The organism is Pseudomonas matsuisoli (assembly GCF_014647635.1).
GTDB classification, from domain to species: domain Bacteria; phylum Pseudomonadota; class Gammaproteobacteria; order Pseudomonadales; family Pseudomonadaceae; genus Pseudomonas_P; species Pseudomonas_P matsuisoli.
In genome coordinates, this window is the sequence record NZ_BMPO01000001.1 from 245,013 (window position 1) to 264,796 (window position 19,784).

The following is a 19,784-nucleotide window of genomic DNA, read 5'->3' on the forward strand; positions in this document are numbered from 1 at the left end:
CAAACGGGCCGAACAGATTACAGATTCCGCAACGCGGCGACTACTGCGTCGCCCATGGCTTGCGTACCGACTTTATTGCAGCCTTCGGAGTAAATATCGCCTGTGCGCAGCCCCTGATCGAGCACTTGGCTAACTGCCTGCTCGATAGCGTCCGCCGCCGCGGTTTGGCTGAAGGAATAACGCAGCATCATCGACACCGAGAGAATCGTTGCGAGTGGGTTGGCGATGCCTTGCCCGGCGATGTCTGGCGCCGAGCCGTGGCAGGGCTCATACATGCCCTTGCCGTCGATATCTAATGAGGCCGAAGGCAGCATACCGATGGAGCCGGTCAACATCGAAGCCTGGTCCGACAGGATGTCACCGAACATGTTGTCGGTGACGATCACATCGAATTGCTTGGGTGCGCGCACCAGTTGCATCGCCGCGTTATCGACGTACATGTGCGACAGCGCCACGTCTGGGTAATCCTTGGCCACCTCCTCCACGATCTCCCGCCACAGCTGACTGGAAGCAAGCACATTCGCTTTGTCCACCGAACACAGTTTCTTGCCACGCAGGCGCGCCATATCGAAGCCGACCTTGGCGATGCGGCGAATTTCGCTCTCGCTGTAAGGCAGCGTATCGAAGGCCTTGCGCTCTCCGTTTTCCAGGGTTTCGGTGCCGCGCGGCTGACCGAAATAGATACCACCTGTCAGCTCGCGAACGATGAGGATGTCCAGACCGGACACTACCTCGGGCTTCAGCGTCGAAGCCTCGGCGAGTTGCGGATACAGAATGGCCGGACGCAGGTTGCCGAACAACCCGAGCTGCGAGCGGATCTTCAGTAGGCCGCGCTCCGGACGAATGTCACGCTCGATCTTGTCCCATTTAGGGCCGCCAACCGCGCCGAGCAGCACCGCATCGGCCTTGCGCGCACGCGCCAGGGTCTCGTCCGCCAGTGGCACGCCATGCTTATCAATGGCCGCTCCGCCAATGACATCCTCGACCAGCTCGAAATTCAGCGCGTATTTCTCGTTCGCGACACTTAGAACTTTCACGGCCTCGGCCATGATTTCCGGACCGATACCGTCGCCGGGAAGAATCAGAATTTGCTTGCTCATGCTTTCCTCGAATTCATTGGGCCGACGGGACGCCGGCGTCTTGTCACTTTTCAGCGAACAGCACCAGCACATCGGTACTGAAGGAACCGTCCGCCGTAATCTCGAAATATTCCCTGACCTCAGTGCCGACCGAACGCTGCAATGCCAGGATCGCATCGCGCATCACGTCAGGTGTCCGCATCCGCGCGATCCAGGTGCCGAATTCGAGGCGTAGACGCTGACGCTCGTGAGAGAGCGGCTTCAAGCCTGCACCCGAAACCAGATCGAGCCATTCCGAAGGCGCGTAGTCGCGAACATGGCTGGTATCGCGCAGCACTTCCACCGCTTGCAGGTAGGTATCGAACAACGGCTGGCCGGGTGATGCGACATCGACGAACGCCGCGCTACCGCCCGTTTTCAGAACGCGTTTGACCTCACGCAGGGCAACGGCCAGATCCGACCAGTGATGCGCAGAGTAGCGGCTGATCACCACATCGAAGCTGCCATCTGCAAAGGGCAAGCGCTCGGCCAACCCTTGCTGGGTAGCCACATTGCTGAGGCCGCGCGCTTGAGCCGCTGACGCGACCGTCTGCAACATATCCGAAGACAGATCGTATGCAACGACTTCCGCCGCATGGGCAGCCACATGAAAGCTGACATGACCGGCGCCGCAACCAAGATCAAGTACCCGTGCATTCGGATAACGCGCCACGAATGCCTGCAGCTTTGCGAATTCCTCACCCTGCGCGTGAACAGCGCTGTTCAGATAGGCGCTGGCCTGATCGCCGAATTGGCGCTGGACGACATCATTGTGGTTGCTACTGGAAGACATGGGACCTTCTATCACCTGAGCGGCAAGCAACGACTCGCCGCCATGAACGCCTGCCGGGATCAACCGACCGACTTGATGGCACCGAACAACCAGGGCTGCCGTGCCTTGTAGGTTCCTTCGAACGCCTGGATCGCGTCCGCATCCTGCAATGTCAGGCCAATGTCATCCAAGCCGTTAAGTAGGCAATGCTTGCGAAACGCATCCACCTCGAAGGCATAGGCTTTGCCGTCCGGACGGGTCACCGTCTGCGCGGCAAGGTCCACCGTCAGCTGATAGCCTTCGGTTGCTTCGCATTGCTCGAACAGTTCATCTACTTCTTCGTCCTTCAGGACGATGGGCAGCAGGCCATTCTTGAAGCTGTTATTAAAGAAAATGTCCGCAAAGCTCGGTGCAATAACCGTCCGGAAGCCGTATTCGTCGAGCGCCCAAGGCGCGTGTTCACGTGAGGACCCGCAACCGAAGTTTTCCCGGGCGAGCAGCACACTGGCACCTTGATAGCGAGGAAAATTCAGCACGAACTCATGATTGACCGGGCGCTTAGAACTGTCCTGGTTGGGTTGCCCCACGTCCAGGTAACGCCATTCATCGAACAGGTTCGGACCAAAACCCGTGCGCTTGATGGACTTCAAAAATTGCTTGGGAATGATCTGATCGGTGTCCACGTTCGCACGATCGAGCGGGCAAACGAGACCGGTATGCTGGGTAAAGGCTTTCATCTCGTTTCTCCTCAGGCCTGAACCAATTCACGAACATCGACAAAGTGGCCGGTCACCGCAGCGGCAGCGGCCATCGCCGGGCTCACCAGATGCGTGCGGCCACCAGCGCCTTGCCGGCCCTCGAAATTACGGTTTGAGGTGGACGCGCAATGCTCGCCACTGCCGAGTTTGTCGGGGTTCATCGCCAGGCACATCGAGCAACCCGGCTCACGCCACTCGAAACCGGCTTCGAGGAAAATCTTGTCCAGCCCCTCGGCTTCGGCCTGCTGCTTCACCAATCCGGAACCCGGGACCACCATGGCTTGAATAACATTGGCGGCGACCTTACGGCCTTTCGCGACCACTGCAGCAGCACGCAGGTCTTCGATGCGCGAGTTGGTGCAGGAGCCAATGAAGACCCGGTCCAGCTTGATATCGGTGATTGCCTGATTGGCGTTCAGCCCCATGTACTTGAGTGCACGCTTGATCGAATCACGGCGCGTCGGATCGGACTCCGCCTCCGGATCAGGCACGTTTTGATCGACGGCGAGGACCATCTCTGGCGATGTGCCCCAGCTCACCTGCGGCTTGATGTCCTCTGCACGCATTTCGATCACGGTGTCGAAATGAGCGTCCGTGTCGGAGACCAAGTCTTTCCACTGCGCCACAGCGTTTTCCCAATCCGCCCCTTTCGGTGAGAAAGGCAGCCCTTCGACATAGGCGATCGTTTTTTCGTCCACCGCAACCATGCCAACACGGGCACCGGCCTCGATGGACATGTTGCAGATGGTCATGCGGCCTTCCATCGACAACTCGCGAATCGCGCTTCCGGCGAATTCGAGCGCATGGCCATTCCCACCGGCGGTTCCGATCTTGCCGATAACGGCGAGCACGATGTCCTTGGCGGTCACGCCAAACGGGAGCTTGCCCTCTACACGGACCTGCATGTTCTTCATTTTCTTGGCGACCAGGCACTGCGTCGCAAGTACATGCTCGACTTCCGATGTCCCGATCCCATGAGCGAGCGCACCGAACGCACCGTGCGTAGAGGTGTGTGAATCGCCACAAACGACGGTCATACCCGGCAATGTAGCGCCCTGCTCCGGCCCGATGACATGCACGATGCCCTGGCGAACATCGTTCATCTTGAATTGCAGGATGCCGAACTCGTCGCAGTTGTCGTCGAGCGTCTTGACCTGAATACGCGATACTTCGTCCGCGATGGCATCGATGCCGCCCAGGCGTTCGTCGCGCGTAGTCGGGACGTTGTGGTCTGGCGTCGCGATGTTCGCATCGATACGCCAGGGCGTACGCCCGGCGAGCCGCAAGCCTTCGAATGCCTGCGGAGATGTCACTTCGTGGAGAATGTGACGGTCGATATAGATAAGCGAAGAGCCGTCATCGCGACGTTTCACTTCATGCATGTCCCAGAGCTTGTCGTAAAGCGTCTTGCCAGCCATCGAAACGATCCTCATCAGTGCTTTCTATGCGCGAGATGACGGCCACATGGGCTGCCCCTGTTGCTTATGTGGGTAATCCTAAAATTTCACTTCGAATAACTCCAATTCATCTTTATTATCCAGCCAATTCCAATCCGGAATATTTCATTCCGCTGCAGGCCCGCCATGGATCTCGCCAACCTCAACGCCTTTATCGCTGTGGCCGAAGCCAGAAGCTTTTCTGTCGCAGGTGAACGCCTCTTCCTGACGCAGCCCGCGGTGAGCAAGCGAATCGCCGCGTTGGAACAACAGCTTGATACGCGCCTGTTCGACCGAATCGGTCGCGACGTAAGCCTCACGGAAGCAGGGCTAGCCTTGTTGCCGCGTGCCTACCGAATTCGCCATGAACTCGACGATACGCGTCGAGCGCTCACCAACCTGAGCGGCCAGACCAGTGGTCGCTTGAGCCTCGCGACCAGCCACCATATCGGGCTGCATAGACTGCCGCCGTTGCTGCGCGCCTTCACCCAGCAATTCCCTCAGGTGGCACTGGATATCCAATTCATGGATTCGGAAGTCGCGTACGACGAGGTGTTGCACGGACGTGTGGAGTTGGCCGTCATTACGTTGGCACCACAAACGCACCTCCCCATCGCCGCCACGCAGATATGGGACGACCCATTGGATTTCGTGGTGGCGCCCGAGCATCCGCTGGCGAAGCTAAGGGAAGTGAGCCTCAAGGACATCAGCAATCACCCCGCGGTTTTCCCGGGGGAAAACACGTTTACGCATCACATCGCGCGAAGACTCTTTGCTGCCGAAGGCCTGACACCGAATGTGGCGATGAGCACCAACTACCTGGAAACGATCAAGATGATGGTATCGATTGGACTCGCCTGGAGTGTGCTACCACGCACTATGCTGGACGAACAGGTGGTCGGGCTTCAACTGGAAAACATCCGCATCGATCGGCAGCTCGGCTACATCGTGCATACCGAACGCACCCTGTCCAACGCGGCGAAGGCGTTCATGGCGCTGCTAGAGCGCGAGCCGGGCGCAGGCTGAGGCAGAAACGACGAAGCCCGCTGTTCAGCGGGCTTCGTTTGATGGACACGGCCTTGGAGACCGCAAGATCACTCGATCAACTTTCGAGCGCAGGGCGCTGCTGCGTACCGATTGGAATGCGCTTCGCCTTCGCTTCTTCAGGCACCACACGCACCAGCTCGATGTTCAGCAGGCCGTGCTTAAGCTCCGCGCCACGCACCTCAATATGGTCCGCCAAGCGGAACGACAGTTTGAACGCACGCTGGGCGATGCCTTGGTGCAAATACGACACGCTCTCTTCGCCTCGCTCGCGCTTGCCGCCGTTGACGGTCAGCACACCTCGTTCGACCTGTAGCTCAAGGTCATCCTCTTGAAAGCCGGCCGCTGCGACCACAATGCGGTATTGGTCATCGCCGTGCTTTTCCACGTTGTAGGGAGGGTAAGAGCTGCCGTTCTCGTTGCGCAAGGCAGACTCGAACAGATCGTTGAAACGGTCAAAGCCCACGGACTGGCGGAACAGAGGGGCAAGGGACAATACGTTGCTCATGAATTTCTCCTGATAGATCAGCAAGTTTTCAAACGGGGGACCCGACTTCGGCATCCCCACGTTCACCTAGATAGGTACGAGCAAATCGTTTTCAACATCCAAGCGAAATTTTTTTTAGGCGAATGTCGCTCTTCGTAACCAGGTGCAATCCGGCCAGAGGAAGGCCCGATGGCACCGAGGATTCAAGCAGCTGGCCTTACTGGCGCAATGCTGCGGCAGCAACAAAAGCTTCGCGGCCAAGGCCGCCCCTACAAAGGGGGCGTTGTACGCGTTCGCGAGAATCATGCGTCGATCGCAGTGGCCATCTGGGATGTTTCAGAAGCACGCGTGCAGGCGGGTACACCGAGCAAGGCATCGATACGTTCGCAGTCTGTTTCGCGTCGAATTTGCGCGAAGAGCGTAACGGCCTCCGGGTACGTTCTCGTCAACATGGCCAGCCATTGTTTAAGACGGCCCGGTGCATAACGGGGCGCGAGCTTTCGTCGTGCCTGCAACCAAAAATCCTGGAGGAGCGGAAGAAAAGCCGACCAACTCATCGGTGCCAATTCACACCCCTGCTTTTCCGCCGCGATTTGAAGCGCAAGGTCCGGACGCGATACCAAGCCGCGCCCTAGCATGACGTCGGTAGCGCCGCTGATCTCACGGCAACGCTGCCAATCCGCGAGTGTCCAGATCTCGCCGTTGGCGAAGACCGGAACGGACACCACGTCCTGCACGCGTGCGATCCATTCCCAATGGGCAGGCGGCTTATAGCCGTCCAACTTTGTACGCGCATGCACCACGATCTGCTCTGCCCCACCCTCCGCCAACGCGCGCGCGCAATCCAGCGCACCATCCGTGCTGGCGTAACCCAGCCGCATCTTGCCGGTAACCGGAATATGTCCGGGCACCGCCTTGCGCACGGCGGCCACGATATCGTGCATGAGGTCCGGCTCCCTCAATAGCACGGCACCACCGCGAGATTTATTCACGGTCTTCGCGGGGCAGCCAAAATTCAGATCGATGACGGGCGCACCCAATGTACAAGCCAGCGCCGCGTTGTCGGCCAAACACGAGGGGTCCGAACCGAGCAACTGCACACGCATGGGCGTGCCGGTCTGAGTCTGGGCGCCGTCATTCAGCTCGGGCGCCAGCTTGAGGAAATGCGCTTCCGAGAGCAGTCGGTCGCTGACTCGAATGAACTCCGTCACACACCAGTCGACCCCGCCGACACGCGTCAGAACGTCGCGAAGGATCTCATCGACCAACCCCTCCATGGGGGCGAGCGCTATCTGCACTGGAAACCGCCGACATTCATGCTCAGCTCTCGATCAACGCCTGGCCATAACTTGAAAGAAACGCCTCAGGCATGCGCCGGGGGCGGCCACTGGACAGCTCGATACAAACGAACGTCGTTCGCGCGCGCAGCAACGTCAGCCCGTCGCTCGGACGAACGAGCTGAAAGTGGCGGTTCATCTGCAGCTTTCCATCGGAATCGATGATCCAGGTGGCCAAGCGCAACCGCTCGCCATCGCGCGCAGGAGCCAGGTAGTCGATCTCGTGGCGCCGGATCGCCATCGCACGATCGAGCGCTCGGTACACGTCCAGATCCAGCCCAAGGTGCTGAGAGTGCGCCCAGGCACAGCGCTCCATCCATTCGACATAGACCGCATTGTTCACATGCCCCAAACCGTCGACATCCGACGTACTGACCGAGATGTCGATCACATAAGGCGCGGCGGAGTAGTCCAAACTCATGGAAAATCCTGTCTGTTGACAGCGGGACCGATGCGTTTTGAAGGGCCGGAGATGGCACTGTGAGGATTTCGACCCCAAAACAAAAAGGGCCATCAAAAAGTGATGGCCCTTCAATCCCAACAAGGCGGATTACAAAATTGGCGTCCCCTAGGGGACTCGAACCCCTGTTACCGCCGTGAAAGGGCGGTGTCCTAGGCCACTAGACGAAGGGGACTAAACCTTCTGCAACCTCCAAAAACGGAAGTTGCCGTGGACTTGGTGGAGCTAGACGGGATCGAACCGTCGACCTCTTGCATGCCATGCAAGCGCTCTCCCAGCTGAGCTATAGCCCCGAATTTAACGTCTCGCGACGGCATCGATTACGATGCATATTTGGCGTCCCCTAGGGGACTCGAACCCCTGTTACCGCCGTGAAAGGGCGGTGTCCTAGGCCACTAGACGAAGGGGACAAAACCTTCGGCGACACTGCCATCACACAGCAACATCGCGGCAATTTGGTGGAGCTAGACGGGATCGAACCGTCGACCTCTTGCATGCCATGCAAGCGCTCTCCCAGCTGAGCTATAGCCCCGTCTCAAGGACGGGGCGCATATTAGGCAGGCACCTTGCCTATGTCAACAGTAATTTATTGGAGCGCCGATTATTTTTTCACCGCAGAACAAATACTTAACGTGGGCCCAGGCAGCATTAACCATTTAGCAGGCGATAGCCGACAAACGCTTCTCCCATTCCTTGGTTTCTTTCTTCGACACGCCACCCAGCGTTTCAATGGCCTGCCGCAGACGGAAACGGCTCAGATCCGGACCGAGAATCTCCATCGCATCGAGTACGGAGACCGAGCTCGCCTGCCCCGTAATGGACGCAAACAACAATGGCATCAGGTCGCGCAGCTTGACCTCGAGATGCTCCGCGACCGCTTGAACAACCGCCGTGATCCGGTCCTTGTCCCACTGCCGCAATGCTTCGAGCTTCCAGAGCAGAAGCTGCATCGCCAGGCGCACGGTGTCAGCATCCAATTTCTTATGGGCAAACAACGATATATCCGCATTCACGCTGCCAGAGAAGAAGAACCCCGCTAACGGCTCAATCTGGGAGAACGTCTCCACCCGGCCTTGCACCAAGGGTGCGATCTTCATCAGATACTCGGGATTTAGCGCCCAGCGCTGCACTTCACCGGCAAATTGCTCGACCGACAGCTCCCGGATCCACTGGCCGTTGAGCCAGGACAGCTTTTCCATATCGAAGATCGGGCCACCCAGGGACACGCGCGACAGATCGAAATGCTCGACCATCTCGTCCAAGGTGAATTTTTCCCGCTCATCCGGCATCGACCACCCCATGCGCCCGAGGTAGTTCAGCATCGCTTCAGGCAGGAAACCCATGCGCTGATAAAAGGTGATGGACGTCGGATTCTTGCGCTTGGACAGCTTGCTCTTGTCGGGATTACGTAGCAACGGCATGTAGCACAGCGCGGGCTGGTCCCAGCCGAAATATTCATACAGTTTGATCAGCTTCGGCGCAGACGGTAGCCATTCTTCGCCGCGAAGCACATGCGTGATCCCCATCAGATGGTCATCGACCACGTTGGCAAGGAAATAAGTCGGCAAGCCATCCGCTTTCATCAAGACCTGCATATCCATGCGATCCCAAGGAATCTCGACATCGCCGCGGAGCATGTCCGGCACGACACAGACGCCCTCGGTGGGCACCTTCATGCGCGTGACGTGGGATTCGCCTGCCGCGATTCGGCGCTGCGCCTCCTCAGGAGCGAGGTGCATGCAATGCCCGTCATAACGCGGCGTTTCCTTGCGGGCCATTTGCTCCGCGCGGACCTGATCCAGACGCTCCGTCGAGCAGAAGCAAGGAAACGCATGTCCGTTGGCAACCAGTTCGTCGGAGTACTGCTTATAAATATGTCCGCGCTCGCTTTGGCGATAAGGACCGTGCGGCCCGCCTACATCCGGGCCTTCATTCCACTCGATACCGAGCCAGCGAAGGGCGTCGAAAATCTGCTGCTCCGACTCGCGGCTCGATCGCTGCTGGTCCGTGTCCTCGATCCGCAGGACGAATTCACCGCCGTGTTGACGTGCAAAACACAGATTGAACAGGGCGATATAGGCGGTGCCGACATGCGGGTCGCCGGTAGGCGACGGGGCGATACGGGTACGGACTTTGGTCATGGAAATCTCGGGATCGACGGATCGGGAAAAGCGAAGATTTTAGCAGTGCCATAAGGCTGGCTGCCATTTTGGCTGCGATAGGCTCGCAGGCGGTTCATCCAACGCCCACGCCGCAGGAAAATTTAGCCCTTAACGGCCAGGCTCCAATGAGGCTGTTTTCATTGCTTCGAGGCTGCTCATCAAGAAATCGAGGAACGTCTTTACCTTCATTGCCTGGAAACGACGCGAAGGATAGACCGCATAGATCTCCCCCACCGGCAAACGCGCATCCGGTAGCACATTGACCAGCGATCCATCCTTGACCGCGGCAGCACTGATCATGCGCGGCAGTCCGGCTATTCCGGCGCCTGCCAAAGTCGCCTCACGCGCGAACGTGATGTTGCTGCAGGACAAAACCCGTTGGCAGGGAACGTTTTCGTCCAATATCGGCCAGAAACGGGGCGAATCCTGGGCCAGCAAGATTGCCCGGTGATTGGCCAACTCGGCGAAGGTTTCAGGTGTCCCGTGCTCCTCCAGGTAGGCTGGACTTGCACACAGCATGCGACCGTTCTCGAACAGCTTACGCGCAATGAGCGTAGAGTCCTGCGGCTGCCCCAGCATGATTGTGATGTCCACGCCCTCTTCGACCGGGTCCACCTGACGAGAAGTGAGCTCCACTTCCGCGGTAATGAGGGGGTACTGGCGCATGAACTCACCCAGTACGCGCCCCAGATACAGCTGCCCGAACTCAATTGGGGTTGTGATCTTCAACAGGCCCGCTGGCGCCTGCTGAAGCTGCATGACGGCCTGCTCCGCTTCAGCGAAATCCAGCATGATCTGGCGGCAGCGCTCGTAGTAGGCCTGCCCGACCTCGGTGAGGCGCAGCTTGCGGGTCGTGCGGTTCAGCAGCCGAACCCCGAGTCGCTCTTCCAACAGCGCTATACGTCGACTGACGGTCGATTTCTGCATGCCCAGGTTTTGCGCCGCCTGTGTAAAACCGTGGCACTCGACCACACGAGTGAAGATCAGTGCGTCATCCAGGCCCATCAAACTGCTCCTCGCGGCGGCAAAGCAGCAAGCTTAATGGGTGTTGCATTGAAGCAACACAGAAAATCATCAACGGACTTATTTGGTTTGAGTACTGACCGGCGATTGCGATCGCCCATAAATGGGCTCCTACAGAAAGGCGCCTCGAATGAAGCGCGACCCACGAGCAACCGTTTCAGCATCAAACCTGCAATAGCCGCTGCCTCAATCCCTGAATCTCATCCCGCAACTGCGCGGCCGCTTCGAACTCGAGATCGCGCGCGAACTGCATCATTTTTTCTTCCAACTGCCGGATTCGTTTGTTGATCTCGCTCGGTGAGCGCAGCTCCTGCTCATACTTGCCGCTGTCCTCGGCGACCTTGGCCAAACCACGACGCTTGCCCCGGCCACCAGGCACGCTGGCACCCTCGAGGATGTCGTTGATATCCCGCTTCACGCCTCGAGGGACGATACCGTGTGCCTCATTGAAAGCGATCTGTTTCGCGCGGCGGCGGTCGGTTTCATCGATCGCGCGCTGCATCGAGCCCGTGATCGCATCGGCATAGAGAATGGCCCGCCCATTCAGGTTTCGGGCTGCCCGGCCAATGGTCTGGATCAATGAGCGCTCGGAACGCAAAAAGCCTTCCTTATCGGCATCGAGAATGGCCACGAGCGATACCTCGGGCATGTCCAGTCCTTCGCGAAGCAAGTTGATGCCGACCAGCACATCGAAGGTACCCAGACGCAGATCACGAATGATCTCGACGCGTTCGACCGTGTCGATGTCCGAGTGCAGGTAGCGCACGCGCACTTCGTGATCAGCCAGGTAGTCGGTCAGATCTTCGGACATGCGCTTGGTGAGCGTTGTCACCAACACTCGCTCTTCGGCCGCCACTCGTTTTCTAATTTCGGAAAGCAGATCATCGACCTGCGTCGTCGCGGGCCGGATCTCGATTTGCGGATCCACAAGCCCGGTCGGACGCACAACCTGCTCGATCACGCGCCCCGAATGCTCTTCTTCATACGGCCCCGGGGTCGCGGAAACAAAGATCGTCTGCGGGCTGATGGACTCCCACTCCTCGAAACGCAGCGGGCGGTTGTCGAGGGCTGAGGGCAGTCGGAAGCCATATTCAACCAATGTCTCCTTTCGCGAGCGATCGCCCTTGAACATGGCGCCAACCTGCGGAACGGATACGTGGGACTCATCGATGACCAGCAGCGCGTTAGCCGGCAAGTAGTCGTATAAAGTCGGCGGCGGCTCACCTGGCCCGCGTCCGGAAAGGTACCGAGAGTAGTTTTCGATACCGTTGCAATAACCCAACTCGATCATCATCTCCAGATCGAAACGGGTACGTTGTTCAAGACGCTGCGCCTCGACGAGCTTATGGTTTTCCCGCAAGTAGTCGAGGCGGTCTTTGAGTTCCACTTTGACTCGGTCGATGGCCTCCAGCAGGGTTTCCCGGGGCGTCGCATAGTGCGTCTTCGGGAAGAACGTGAAGCGCGGCAGTTTGCGGATCACCTCACCGGTAAGCGGATCGAACGCTGCAATATTCTCGACTTCATCGTCGAAGAGCTCGATACGCACCGCCTCCATTTCGGACTCCGCCGGGAAGATGTCGATGACATCACCACGTACTCGGAAGGTCGCGCGGGCGAAGTCCATCTCGTTACGGGTGTACTGCAGCTGGGTCAAACGCCGAAGCAGCTCGCGCTGATCCATGCGATCGCCGCGGTCCACGTGCAGCACCATCTTTAGATACGTCTCAGGACTACCCAAGCCGTAGATGCAGGACACGGTGGTGACGATGATCGCGTCTTCGCGTTCCAGCAGCGCTTTGGTCGCCGAAAGCCGCATCTGCTCAATATGATCGTTGATCGAGGAATCTTTCTCGATGAAGGTATCCGACGACGGTACATAAGCCTCAGGCTGGTAGTAGTCGTAATAGGAGACGAAATATTCCACGGCATTGTTCGGGAAAAACGTCTTGAATTCGCCATACAACTGCGCTGCCAAGGTCTTGTTCGGCGCCAGAATCATCGTCGGTCGCTTCACCTGGGAGATCACATTGGCGATGCTGAACGTCTTCCCCGAACCGGTTACGCCGAGCAACGTTTGGTGAGACAGCCCCGCCTCCAATCCTTCGACCATCTGCCGTATGGCTTCGGGCTGATCGCCAGCGGGCTGGAAACGTGTGGAGAGTTGGAACTCAGCCATGAACGGCACCTCGAAAAAAACAAAACCGATGACATGTGCCCGTGAAGGCATCAGCGGTGAAAATTCCAGAAACAGAGCGGTAAGCATATCGCAGGTGTCAAGAGCCCCAGCTATACTTCAGCCCCGCCTCCATAGCCCTGGCAGCGCCACGGCTTTACACCTCTCAAACTTCGAGCCCCGCCACTATGAGTTTGTTCTCTTCCGTTGAAATGGCCCCACGTGATCCGATTTTGGGTCTCAATGATGCGTTCAACGCGGATACGCGTTCCAACAAGGTCAACCTTGGGGTAGGCGTTTACTACAACGAAGAAGGACGGATCCCACTCTTGCGCGCGGTCGCCGAAGCGGAAAAAGCCCGCATCGCGGCGCACGCCCCGCGGGGCTATTTGCCGATCGAAGGCATCGCGGCGTACGACCAGGCGGTACAGAAACTCTTGTTTGGCGAAGGCTCGAGCTTGCTGGCGGAAGGTCGCTGCGTGACGACCCAGGCCATTGGCGGCACGGGCGCACTCAAGACCGGCGCTGACTTCATCAAGCGCCTGCAACCGAACGCAGTCGCCGCCATCAGTAATCCGAGCTGGGAAAATCACCGCGCGTTGTTCGAGGCCGCCGGCTTCGATGTCCGCAACTACCGCTACTACGACGCCGCCAGCCATGGTATCGATCGCGACGGCATGCTCGAAGACCTGCGCGCCCTTCCCGCCCGTTCCGTCGCGGTGCTGCATGCGTGCTGCCACAACCCAACCGGCGTCGACCTGACGGTCGAAGACTGGAAAGCGGTGCTCGACGTGGTACGTGAACGCGAACTGATTCCGTTCCTCGACATCGCCTACCAAGGCTTCGGCGATGGCATCCGCGAAGATGCCGTGGCCGTCGAACTGTTCGCCCAATCCGGTCTCGAGTTCTTCGTCTCGAGCTCGTTCTCCAAGTCGTTCTCGCTGTACGGTGAGCGCGTAGGCGCATTGACCATCGTCACCGCGTCCCAGGAGGAATCGGGTCGCGTACTTTCACAGGTGAAGCGTGTCATCCGCACTAACTATTCCAATCCACCGACCCACGGCGCCATCGTTGTCGCCTCGGTGCTGAACAGCCCTGAATTGCGTGCACTTTGGGAGCAAGAGCTGGCTGAGATGCGCGGACGAATCCGCGAGATGCGTGTTTCGATGGTGGAAAAATTGGCGGCACTGGGCGCTACACGTGACTTCAGCTTCGTCAATGCTCAGCGCGGGATGTTCTCCTATTCGGGCCTGACGGCCGAGCAGGTCGAACGACTGCGCAACGACTTCGGCATCTATGCCGTGAGCACCGGCCGCATCTGCGTTGCCGCCCTTAATCGCAGCAATCTAGACGCCGTAACCCGCGCCATCGCACAGGTGCTCTGACCCCCGCCAGGAGGCCGCTGACGGCCTCCGGCATGCTTGACTTTGCCTTACGGATCAGTACGATACGCACCGTTGTTCCGCGATAGCTCAGTCGGTAGAGCAAATGACTGTTAATCATTGGGTCCCTGGTTCGAGTCCAGGTCGCGGAGCCAAATTCGAAACCCCAGGTGCAAGCCTGGGGTTTTTTATTGCCTGATGGACCCTCACCAGGGACCTTGCCCCAGGTGATTCGGCCTAACGGCCTCATGAACGGTGGAAGCCCTTCGGGATTCCACCGTACGAGAATTGCGGGCACCCCACATGCCCCGCGCGCACCTGTAGAAGTTCCCCGCTGCCAAGGCGCCGCGCTGTCGCGCAGCAAGGAGGCGGCGCGGCAGTGATCGGGCCTTGTGGGAGCGAGCCATGCTCGCGATTGGCAGGACGGCGTAACTCCATCGCGGGCATGGCCCGCTCCCACATGAGCTACGTAGGGTGGATTAGCGACTCGTCGCGTAATCCACCGTTCACCGCGTGGTCGCCTGTGATCCGGTTGCCCGCGGTAAACGGTGGAAGCCCTTCGGGATTCCACCCTACGGTCTCGAAGTACATCGAGCGCTCTATCGTGGGGTGGGCCGTGCGGCGCTCAGCGTGCTAGCGATCGTGATCTAGCACAACCACTGGCCCATGACGATTCGCTCGTCAAAAACATCGCCAGCAAGCTGGCTCCCACATGAGCTACGTAGGGTGGATTAGCGACTCGTCGCGTAATCCACCGTTCACCGCGTAGTCGCTTGTGATCCGGTTGCCCGCGGTAAACGGTGGAAGCCCTTCGGGATTCCACCCTACAGTCTCGAAGCACATCGAGCGCTCTATCGTTGGGGTGGGCCGCGGCGCTCAGCGTGCTAGCGATCGTGATCTAGCACAACCACTGGCCCATGACGATTCGCCCGTCAAAAACATCGCCAGCAAGCTGGCTCCTACAGGAGCCGCACACTCAGATCGTCGGTTTAAATCGCCGATCAAAGACTCATCACATCCAAAAACCGCGGTGTCGCCGTGTCATCGATACGCAGGCTGGTGAAATCGAACAGATTACGATCGGCCAGTTGCGACGGTACGACGTTCTGCAGCGCGCGGAACATGATTTCGGTACGGCCGGGGGACTTGCGTTCCCATTCCTGCAGCATGTCCTTGACGACCTGACGCTGCAGATTTTCCTGCGAGCCACACAGGTTGCACGGGATGATTGGGAATTCCTTCAGGCGCGAATACGCCTCGATGTCGGCCTCGTTGCAATACGCCAGCGGGCGAATGACCACGTTTCGGCCGTCGTCCGAGCGCAGCTTTGGCGGCATCGCCTTTAGCGTGCCACCGTAGAACATGTTCAGGAAAAACGTCTCGAGAATGTCGTCACGGTGGTGACCGAGTGCCATCTTGGTCGCACCTATCTCATCTGCATACGTGTACAGCGTCCCGCGGCGCAAGCGTGAGCACAGCGAACAGGTCGTTTTACCCTCTGGGATTTTCTCCTTCACCACCGAGTACGTGTCCTTCTCGATGATGTGGTACGGCACCTCAACGGATTCCAGATACGCCGGCAGTACATGCTCCGGGAAGCCCGGCTGCTTTTGGTCCATGTTCACCGCCACGATCTCGAACCGAATCGGCGCGACCTTTTGCAGGTACAACAGCACGTCCAGCATCGTGTAGCTGTCCTTACCACCCGACAGGCAGACCATGATCTTGTCGCCGTCTTCGATCATGTTGAAGTCCGCGACCGCTTCACCCACCTGGCGGCGCAGGCGCTTCTGCAGTTTGTTCTGGTTGACCGAAAGGGTGCTGCTCATGCTGGTGGTGACATCCCGTATGAAGAAAGTAACGGCAACCGACGTCGAACGCGGGCGCAGTCGATAGCCGTGAAAAGCCGTGCATTTTACGTGTTATTGCGATGACGCCCAGCGTCGATCGACAAAAATCCCATGCCCGACTGCCAGATGGTCTCCGGCCGAACGGTCATTCTCAGGCATAATTTCGGCTCACCGGAGTAGGAACCCATGCCCGAGCAGCTTCATGCACGCGTCGAGGCCTGTTATCGGCTGGCCGAAGACTTTTTCAAGCGCCCTTTCGTGAGACCCGACGTCAGCTTCAAGCTGCGTGGGCAAAAAGCCGGCGTCGCACACCTTCACGAAAACCGTCTGCGCTTCAATCCAAAGCTCTATACCGATAATCGCGAGCACTTTCTCGAGCAGACCGTTGCGCACGAAGTAGCGCATCTGGTTGCCCACCAATTGTTTGGCGACCGCATTCAGCCCCACGGCGAGGAATGGCAACTCATCATGCGTGGCGTCTACGAGCTGCCACCTGATCGCTGCCACACCTATGAAATCGAGCGACGCGCGCGGAACGCCTACATCTACCAATGCGCATGCCCCGAGCGAGAGTTTCCGCTGTCGTCCCAACGTCATGCGCTTATCGGCAAAGGGCGGCGATATATCTGTCGAAGCTGCAAGAAGACACTGATCTACAGCGGCCGCCAGACGCAGGCGTGAGCCGTTCGATGGAACCGTGGGCTGCCTGGCGCTTTCAGACGGGTTTGACGATAGGAATAGGCATGGACGCGGAACCCCGTTCAAACAGTGTGCGAGCACGCATCAACACCATCATCTTTCACGTCAGCACCCCTGCTGGACGGGCCTTCGATATCAGCCTGCTCGTCGTCATCCTGGCCAGCCTGCTGGTCGTCATGCTCGACAGCATCGATACCGTCCATGCGGCCTACGGCGATTGGCTCGCAGGCCTGGAATGGGTCTTCACCACCCTGTTCGCGATCGAGTACCTGCTGCGTGTCTACAGCAGCGAACGGCCAAAGGACTACGTCTTCAGCTTCTACGGCTTGATCGACGTAATCGCCATTCTCCCCGCCTTCATCGCCCTGTTTTATCCGGACGCCCAATACCTGCTGATCGTACGGGTCATCCGCATGCTGCGCGTCTTCCGCGTGCTGAAGCTCGTACCCTACTTGAGCCAGGCGAATTTCTTGCTTGTCGCGCTGCGCGCCAGCAGGCAGAAGATTGTCGTGTTTCTTCTAGGCATCACCACGCTGGTCACCGTGTACGGCACCCTGATGTACGTGATCGAGGGCCCACCCAATGGCTTTACCAGCATCCCCAAGAGCATCTATTGGGCCATCGTCACGCTGACGACCGTCGGCTTCGGTGACATGGTCCCGAAGACTGCCCTGGGTCAAACGCTCGCATCATTGGTGATGATCACTGGCTACGCGATCATTGCGGTGCCCACCGGTATCTTCACCGCGGAACTGGCGAACGCCATGCGCCCCGAGGCGTTGCATCGGGAATGCCCTCGTTGCGAAAAAGGTCAGCACGAGCAGAACGCCAGCTACTGCAATCGCTGCGGTGCGGCCCTGTTCCCCGCCCCAGACACAGGCGCCTCGAAACATTCCGAAAGCCGCTGAACCCGACATCGCCGAACCGCTCGACGCTAGCGGCAGTCCATCCCTTAGGTCATAGCAGGTCGCCCATACCGGTGACGAAAACAACACCATGACAAGGAGAGGCGCCAATGACGGACGCGTCGGAAAACAACACCAGCGGCTCGCGCAAAGCCGCGTCAATCGGCCTAATACTCGGCCCTTTACTATTGCTCGCCTGCCTACTCACCGATCCGCCCGGCGAGCTTTCCCGTGCGGCCTGGAACACACTGGGCCTGACGTTGCTCATGGCCACCTGGTGGTCGACCGAAGCCATCCCGATTCCGGCCACCGCCCTGCTTCCGATTCCAATGATTCCCCTTCTCGGAATCGGCGAGATGTCCAGTGCTACCTCGCCTTACGGCAACCCGACGATATTCCTGTTCTTCGGAGGCTTTCTCCTCGGCCTCGCCATGCAGCGCTGGAATCTTCATAAGCGGATCGCGCTGGCGACCTTGCTGGCCGTAGGCAACCAACCGAAACGCCAGGTCGCGGGCTTCATGATCGCCACCGCGTTCCTAAGCATGTGGGTCAGCAACACCGCGACGGCCATCATGATGCTGCCTATCGGCATGTCCGTGATCGGACTGCTTACGGCCAACGGCGGTGACGAAGCCGATCAAAAACGCTTCGCGACGGCGCTGTTACTGGGGATCGCCTATGCCGCCAGCGTTGGCGGTATCGCAACGCTCATCGGAACGCCGCCGAACGCAATGCTGGCCGCATTCCTGAGTGAGAATCACCAGGTGGAGATCGGCTTCGGTCAATGGATGCTGCTGGGTCTGCCCGTAGCGCTAGGCATGCTGGTGTTCATCTGGTGGTGGCTGACGCTGGGGGGATTCAAGCTGGAAACGTCGGAAAGCACCCATTTATTGCAAGAAGAGAAGGACAAGCTGGGACCGCTTTCCACGGGCGAGAAACGTATCGGTATCGTCTTCACGCTAGCCGCCGCAAGCTGGATCTTTCAGCCAATGCTTGCGGATATCGTTCCGGGCATCAGCGACACCAGCATTGCGATCATTGCCGCCCTTACCCTCTTCCTCGTTCCAGTTAACCGCGAAAAACGCGAGTTCCTGATGAACTGGGACTACGCGACGAAGGTACCTTGGGGCGTGCTTCTGCTCTTCGGGGGTGGCCTGTCGTTGGCAGCCGCAATCAGCAGCTCAGGGCTAGCAGAGTGGATAGCCCAGGGTCTAGAAGGGTTCGATACCCTGCCCTTGGTGCTGATGATCGGCTTAGTTACATTGATCATCGTGATGTTGACGGAAGTAACGTCGAATACCGCCACGGCCGCAGCCTTCCTGCCGCTTCTTGGCGCGCTCGCTGCCGCGCAAGGGCTACCGCCGGAGATGCTGGCGATACCTGCCGCGATCGCCGCGAGTTGCGCATTCATGATGCCCGTCGCAACACCGCCTAACGCGATCGTATTCGGTACCGGGCAGATGAAGATTCAATCGATGATCAAGGCCGGGTTCGCGATCAATCTTTACGGCACGGTGCTTGTGACACTGCTCTGCTACCTATTGATCGGGATGATCTGGTCCAACGCGTAAACCGGTAACGTGGCGATGCTGGCACCTGCAAAGGGTGCCAGCGCGAGCCTTATACAAGCAGATCAGAGGCTACGCAAACCCGGCGGAACGCTCGGCGCCGCAACGGGCTCCCAAGGACCATCCGGCAGCGAAGAAGACATCCACTCGCCTCCCTGCTTCTGGTAATAGACGCGCTCGCGATAGTAAAGCTCGCGTTTCGGCACGACATAGACGCCTAACCGGTTATCCCACTGGGCCGCCACGTGCGGCGGTGGGGCAAATCGTGGGCTTATCGTGGGCTGTGATGCCGGCGGAGCGGGCACTGGCGCAGGTTGGACCGGCGGTGCTTTCGGCGTGGGCAAAGGTACTGGCGCCGGTGCGGGAACGGGCTCAACCGGGGGCATATCTTCCGTGCTACGCCCCGCGCAACCGGCGAGCAGTGCGACGAGCAATAGCGGCACGATCTTCTTGTACGAAACCTGCGCAGTGGATAACAGCGGTCGGCCGTGGCCGACTGAAAACTCACTCATGCATGACTCCCTAGAACGCCTCAGGCGAACACCGGCCAACAACCGGACCTTGTCGATGCTGCTTCTGACCCAGGACACCGCTTCTAATTCCGCTACGC

17 protein-coding genes and 5 tRNA genes are annotated in these 19,784 nt (G+C 58.9%); 6 read left to right on the forward strand and 16 right to left on the reverse strand.

What is annotated here, in order from left to right; all coding sequences use genetic code 11:
• Positions 1-17: 17 nt before the first annotated feature.
• Genes leuB through leuC form a run of 4 tightly spaced genes read right to left on the reverse strand, consistent with a single transcriptional unit; the run spans position 18 to position 4,066 of the window.
• Positions 18-1,100 (reverse strand): 3-isopropylmalate dehydrogenase, encoded by a 1,083-nt coding sequence (gene leuB, locus IEY47_RS01085; RefSeq protein ID WP_188981292.1) that lies wholly within the window; start codon positions 1,098-1,100, stop codon positions 18-20.
• A gap of 43 nt (positions 1,101-1,143) precedes the next feature.
• The gene (locus tag IEY47_RS01090; protein WP_188981293.1) at positions 1,144-1,911 is read right to left on the reverse strand and encodes a class I SAM-dependent methyltransferase; all 768 of its coding nucleotides are present in this window, start codon (positions 1,909-1,911) and stop codon (positions 1,144-1,146) included.
• Between the two features lie 59 nt (positions 1,912-1,970).
• Complete coding sequence (leuD, locus tag IEY47_RS01095) at positions 1,971-2,627, reverse strand: 3-isopropylmalate dehydratase small subunit (RefSeq protein ID WP_188981294.1); 657 nt, start codon at positions 2,625-2,627, stop codon at positions 1,971-1,973.
• A gap of 11 nt (positions 2,628-2,638) precedes the next feature.
• Positions 2,639-4,066 carry a 3-isopropylmalate dehydratase large subunit gene (gene leuC, locus IEY47_RS01100; protein ID WP_188981771.1) on the reverse strand — a complete coding sequence of 476 codons (1,428 nt, stop codon included), beginning with the start codon at positions 4,064-4,066 and terminating at the stop codon, positions 2,639-2,641.
• Positions 4,067-4,231: 165 nt separating this feature from the next.
• Here leuC and IEY47_RS01105 point away from each other — a divergent pair, with 165 nt between their 5' ends.
• Positions 4,232-5,110, forward strand: coding sequence for a LysR family transcriptional regulator (locus IEY47_RS01105; protein ID WP_188981295.1), 879 nt, complete (start codon positions 4,232-4,234; stop codon positions 5,108-5,110).
• A 76-nt stretch (positions 5,111-5,186) separates the two neighbouring features.
• Here the strand turns inward: IEY47_RS01105 and IEY47_RS01110 are convergent, their stop codons facing one another.
• From IEY47_RS01110 to uvrB, 10 genes are all read right to left on the reverse strand, one after another.
• Positions 5,187-5,636 carry an Hsp20 family protein gene (locus tag IEY47_RS01110; RefSeq protein ID WP_188981296.1) on the reverse strand — a complete coding sequence of 150 codons (450 nt, stop codon included), beginning with the start codon at positions 5,634-5,636 and terminating at the stop codon, positions 5,187-5,189.
• 281 nt (positions 5,637-5,917) lie between these two features.
• The gene (locus IEY47_RS01115; RefSeq protein WP_188981297.1) at positions 5,918-6,913 is read right to left on the reverse strand and encodes a tRNA dihydrouridine synthase; all 996 of its coding nucleotides are present in this window, start codon (positions 6,911-6,913) and stop codon (positions 5,918-5,920) included.
• A gap of 22 nt (positions 6,914-6,935) precedes the next feature.
• A complete protein-coding gene (locus tag IEY47_RS01120; RefSeq protein ID WP_229779125.1) occupies positions 6,936-7,373 on the reverse strand; it encodes an acyl-CoA thioesterase in 438 nt (145 codons plus the stop codon).
• 138 nt (positions 7,374-7,511) lie between these two features.
• Positions 7,512-7,587, reverse strand: a tRNA-Glu gene (locus IEY47_RS01125).
• Between the two features lie 42 nt (positions 7,588-7,629).
• Positions 7,630-7,705 (reverse strand) — tRNA-Ala (locus tag IEY47_RS01130).
• Between the two features lie 41 nt (positions 7,706-7,746).
• A tRNA-Glu gene (locus IEY47_RS01135) sits at positions 7,747-7,822 on the reverse strand.
• Between the two features lie 46 nt (positions 7,823-7,868).
• A tRNA-Ala gene (locus IEY47_RS01140) sits at positions 7,869-7,944 on the reverse strand.
• Between the two features lie 124 nt (positions 7,945-8,068).
• Positions 8,069-9,553 (reverse strand): glutamate--tRNA ligase, encoded by a 1,485-nt coding sequence (gene gltX, locus IEY47_RS01145; protein ID WP_188981299.1) that lies wholly within the window; start codon positions 9,551-9,553, stop codon positions 8,069-8,071.
• A 129-nt stretch (positions 9,554-9,682) separates the two neighbouring features.
• Entirely contained in the window at positions 9,683-10,579 is an 897-nt protein-coding gene (locus IEY47_RS01150; protein ID WP_188981300.1) for a LysR family transcriptional regulator, read from the reverse strand.
• A 181-nt stretch (positions 10,580-10,760) separates the two neighbouring features.
• Complete coding sequence (uvrB, locus tag IEY47_RS01155) at positions 10,761-12,773, reverse strand: excinuclease ABC subunit UvrB (RefSeq protein ID WP_188981301.1); 2,013 nt, start codon at positions 12,771-12,773, stop codon at positions 10,761-10,763.
• A gap of 185 nt (positions 12,774-12,958) precedes the next feature.
• Here uvrB and IEY47_RS01160 point away from each other — a divergent pair, with 185 nt between their 5' ends.
• On the forward strand, positions 12,959-14,155 hold the full coding sequence (locus IEY47_RS01160; protein ID WP_188981302.1) for an amino acid aminotransferase: 1,197 nt from the start codon (positions 12,959-12,961) through the stop codon (positions 14,153-14,155).
• 76 nt (positions 14,156-14,231) lie between these two features.
• A tRNA-Asn gene (locus IEY47_RS01165) sits at positions 14,232-14,307 on the forward strand.
• Between the two features lie 846 nt (positions 14,308-15,153).
• Here IEY47_RS01165 and ttcA read toward each other — a convergent pair.
• Positions 15,154-15,981, reverse strand: coding sequence for a tRNA 2-thiocytidine(32) synthetase TtcA (gene ttcA / locus IEY47_RS01170; protein ID WP_188981303.1), 828 nt, complete (start codon positions 15,979-15,981; stop codon positions 15,154-15,156).
• A gap of 207 nt (positions 15,982-16,188) precedes the next feature.
• On the opposite strand from ttcA, the gene IEY47_RS01175 reads away from it, so the two are divergent.
• The 3 genes from IEY47_RS01175 (at position 16,189) to IEY47_RS01185 (ending at position 19,177) form a co-directional block, all read left to right on the forward strand.
• Positions 16,189-16,683 carry a SprT family zinc-dependent metalloprotease gene (locus IEY47_RS01175; protein WP_188981304.1) on the forward strand — a complete coding sequence of 165 codons (495 nt, stop codon included), beginning with the start codon at positions 16,189-16,191 and terminating at the stop codon, positions 16,681-16,683.
• Positions 16,684-16,745: 62 nt separating this feature from the next.
• Entirely contained in the window at positions 16,746-17,609 is an 864-nt protein-coding gene (locus tag IEY47_RS01180) for an ion transporter (RefSeq protein WP_188981305.1), read from the forward strand.
• A gap of 107 nt (positions 17,610-17,716) precedes the next feature.
• Positions 17,717-19,177 (forward strand): SLC13 family permease, encoded by a 1,461-nt coding sequence (locus IEY47_RS01185; RefSeq protein WP_188981306.1) that lies wholly within the window; start codon positions 17,717-17,719, stop codon positions 19,175-19,177.
• A gap of 62 nt (positions 19,178-19,239) precedes the next feature.
• Here the strand turns inward: IEY47_RS01185 and IEY47_RS01190 are convergent, their stop codons facing one another.
• The gene (locus IEY47_RS01190) at positions 19,240-19,686 is read right to left on the reverse strand and encodes a hypothetical protein (RefSeq protein WP_188981307.1); all 447 of its coding nucleotides are present in this window, start codon (positions 19,684-19,686) and stop codon (positions 19,240-19,242) included.
• Positions 19,687-19,784 lie beyond the last annotated feature (98 nt).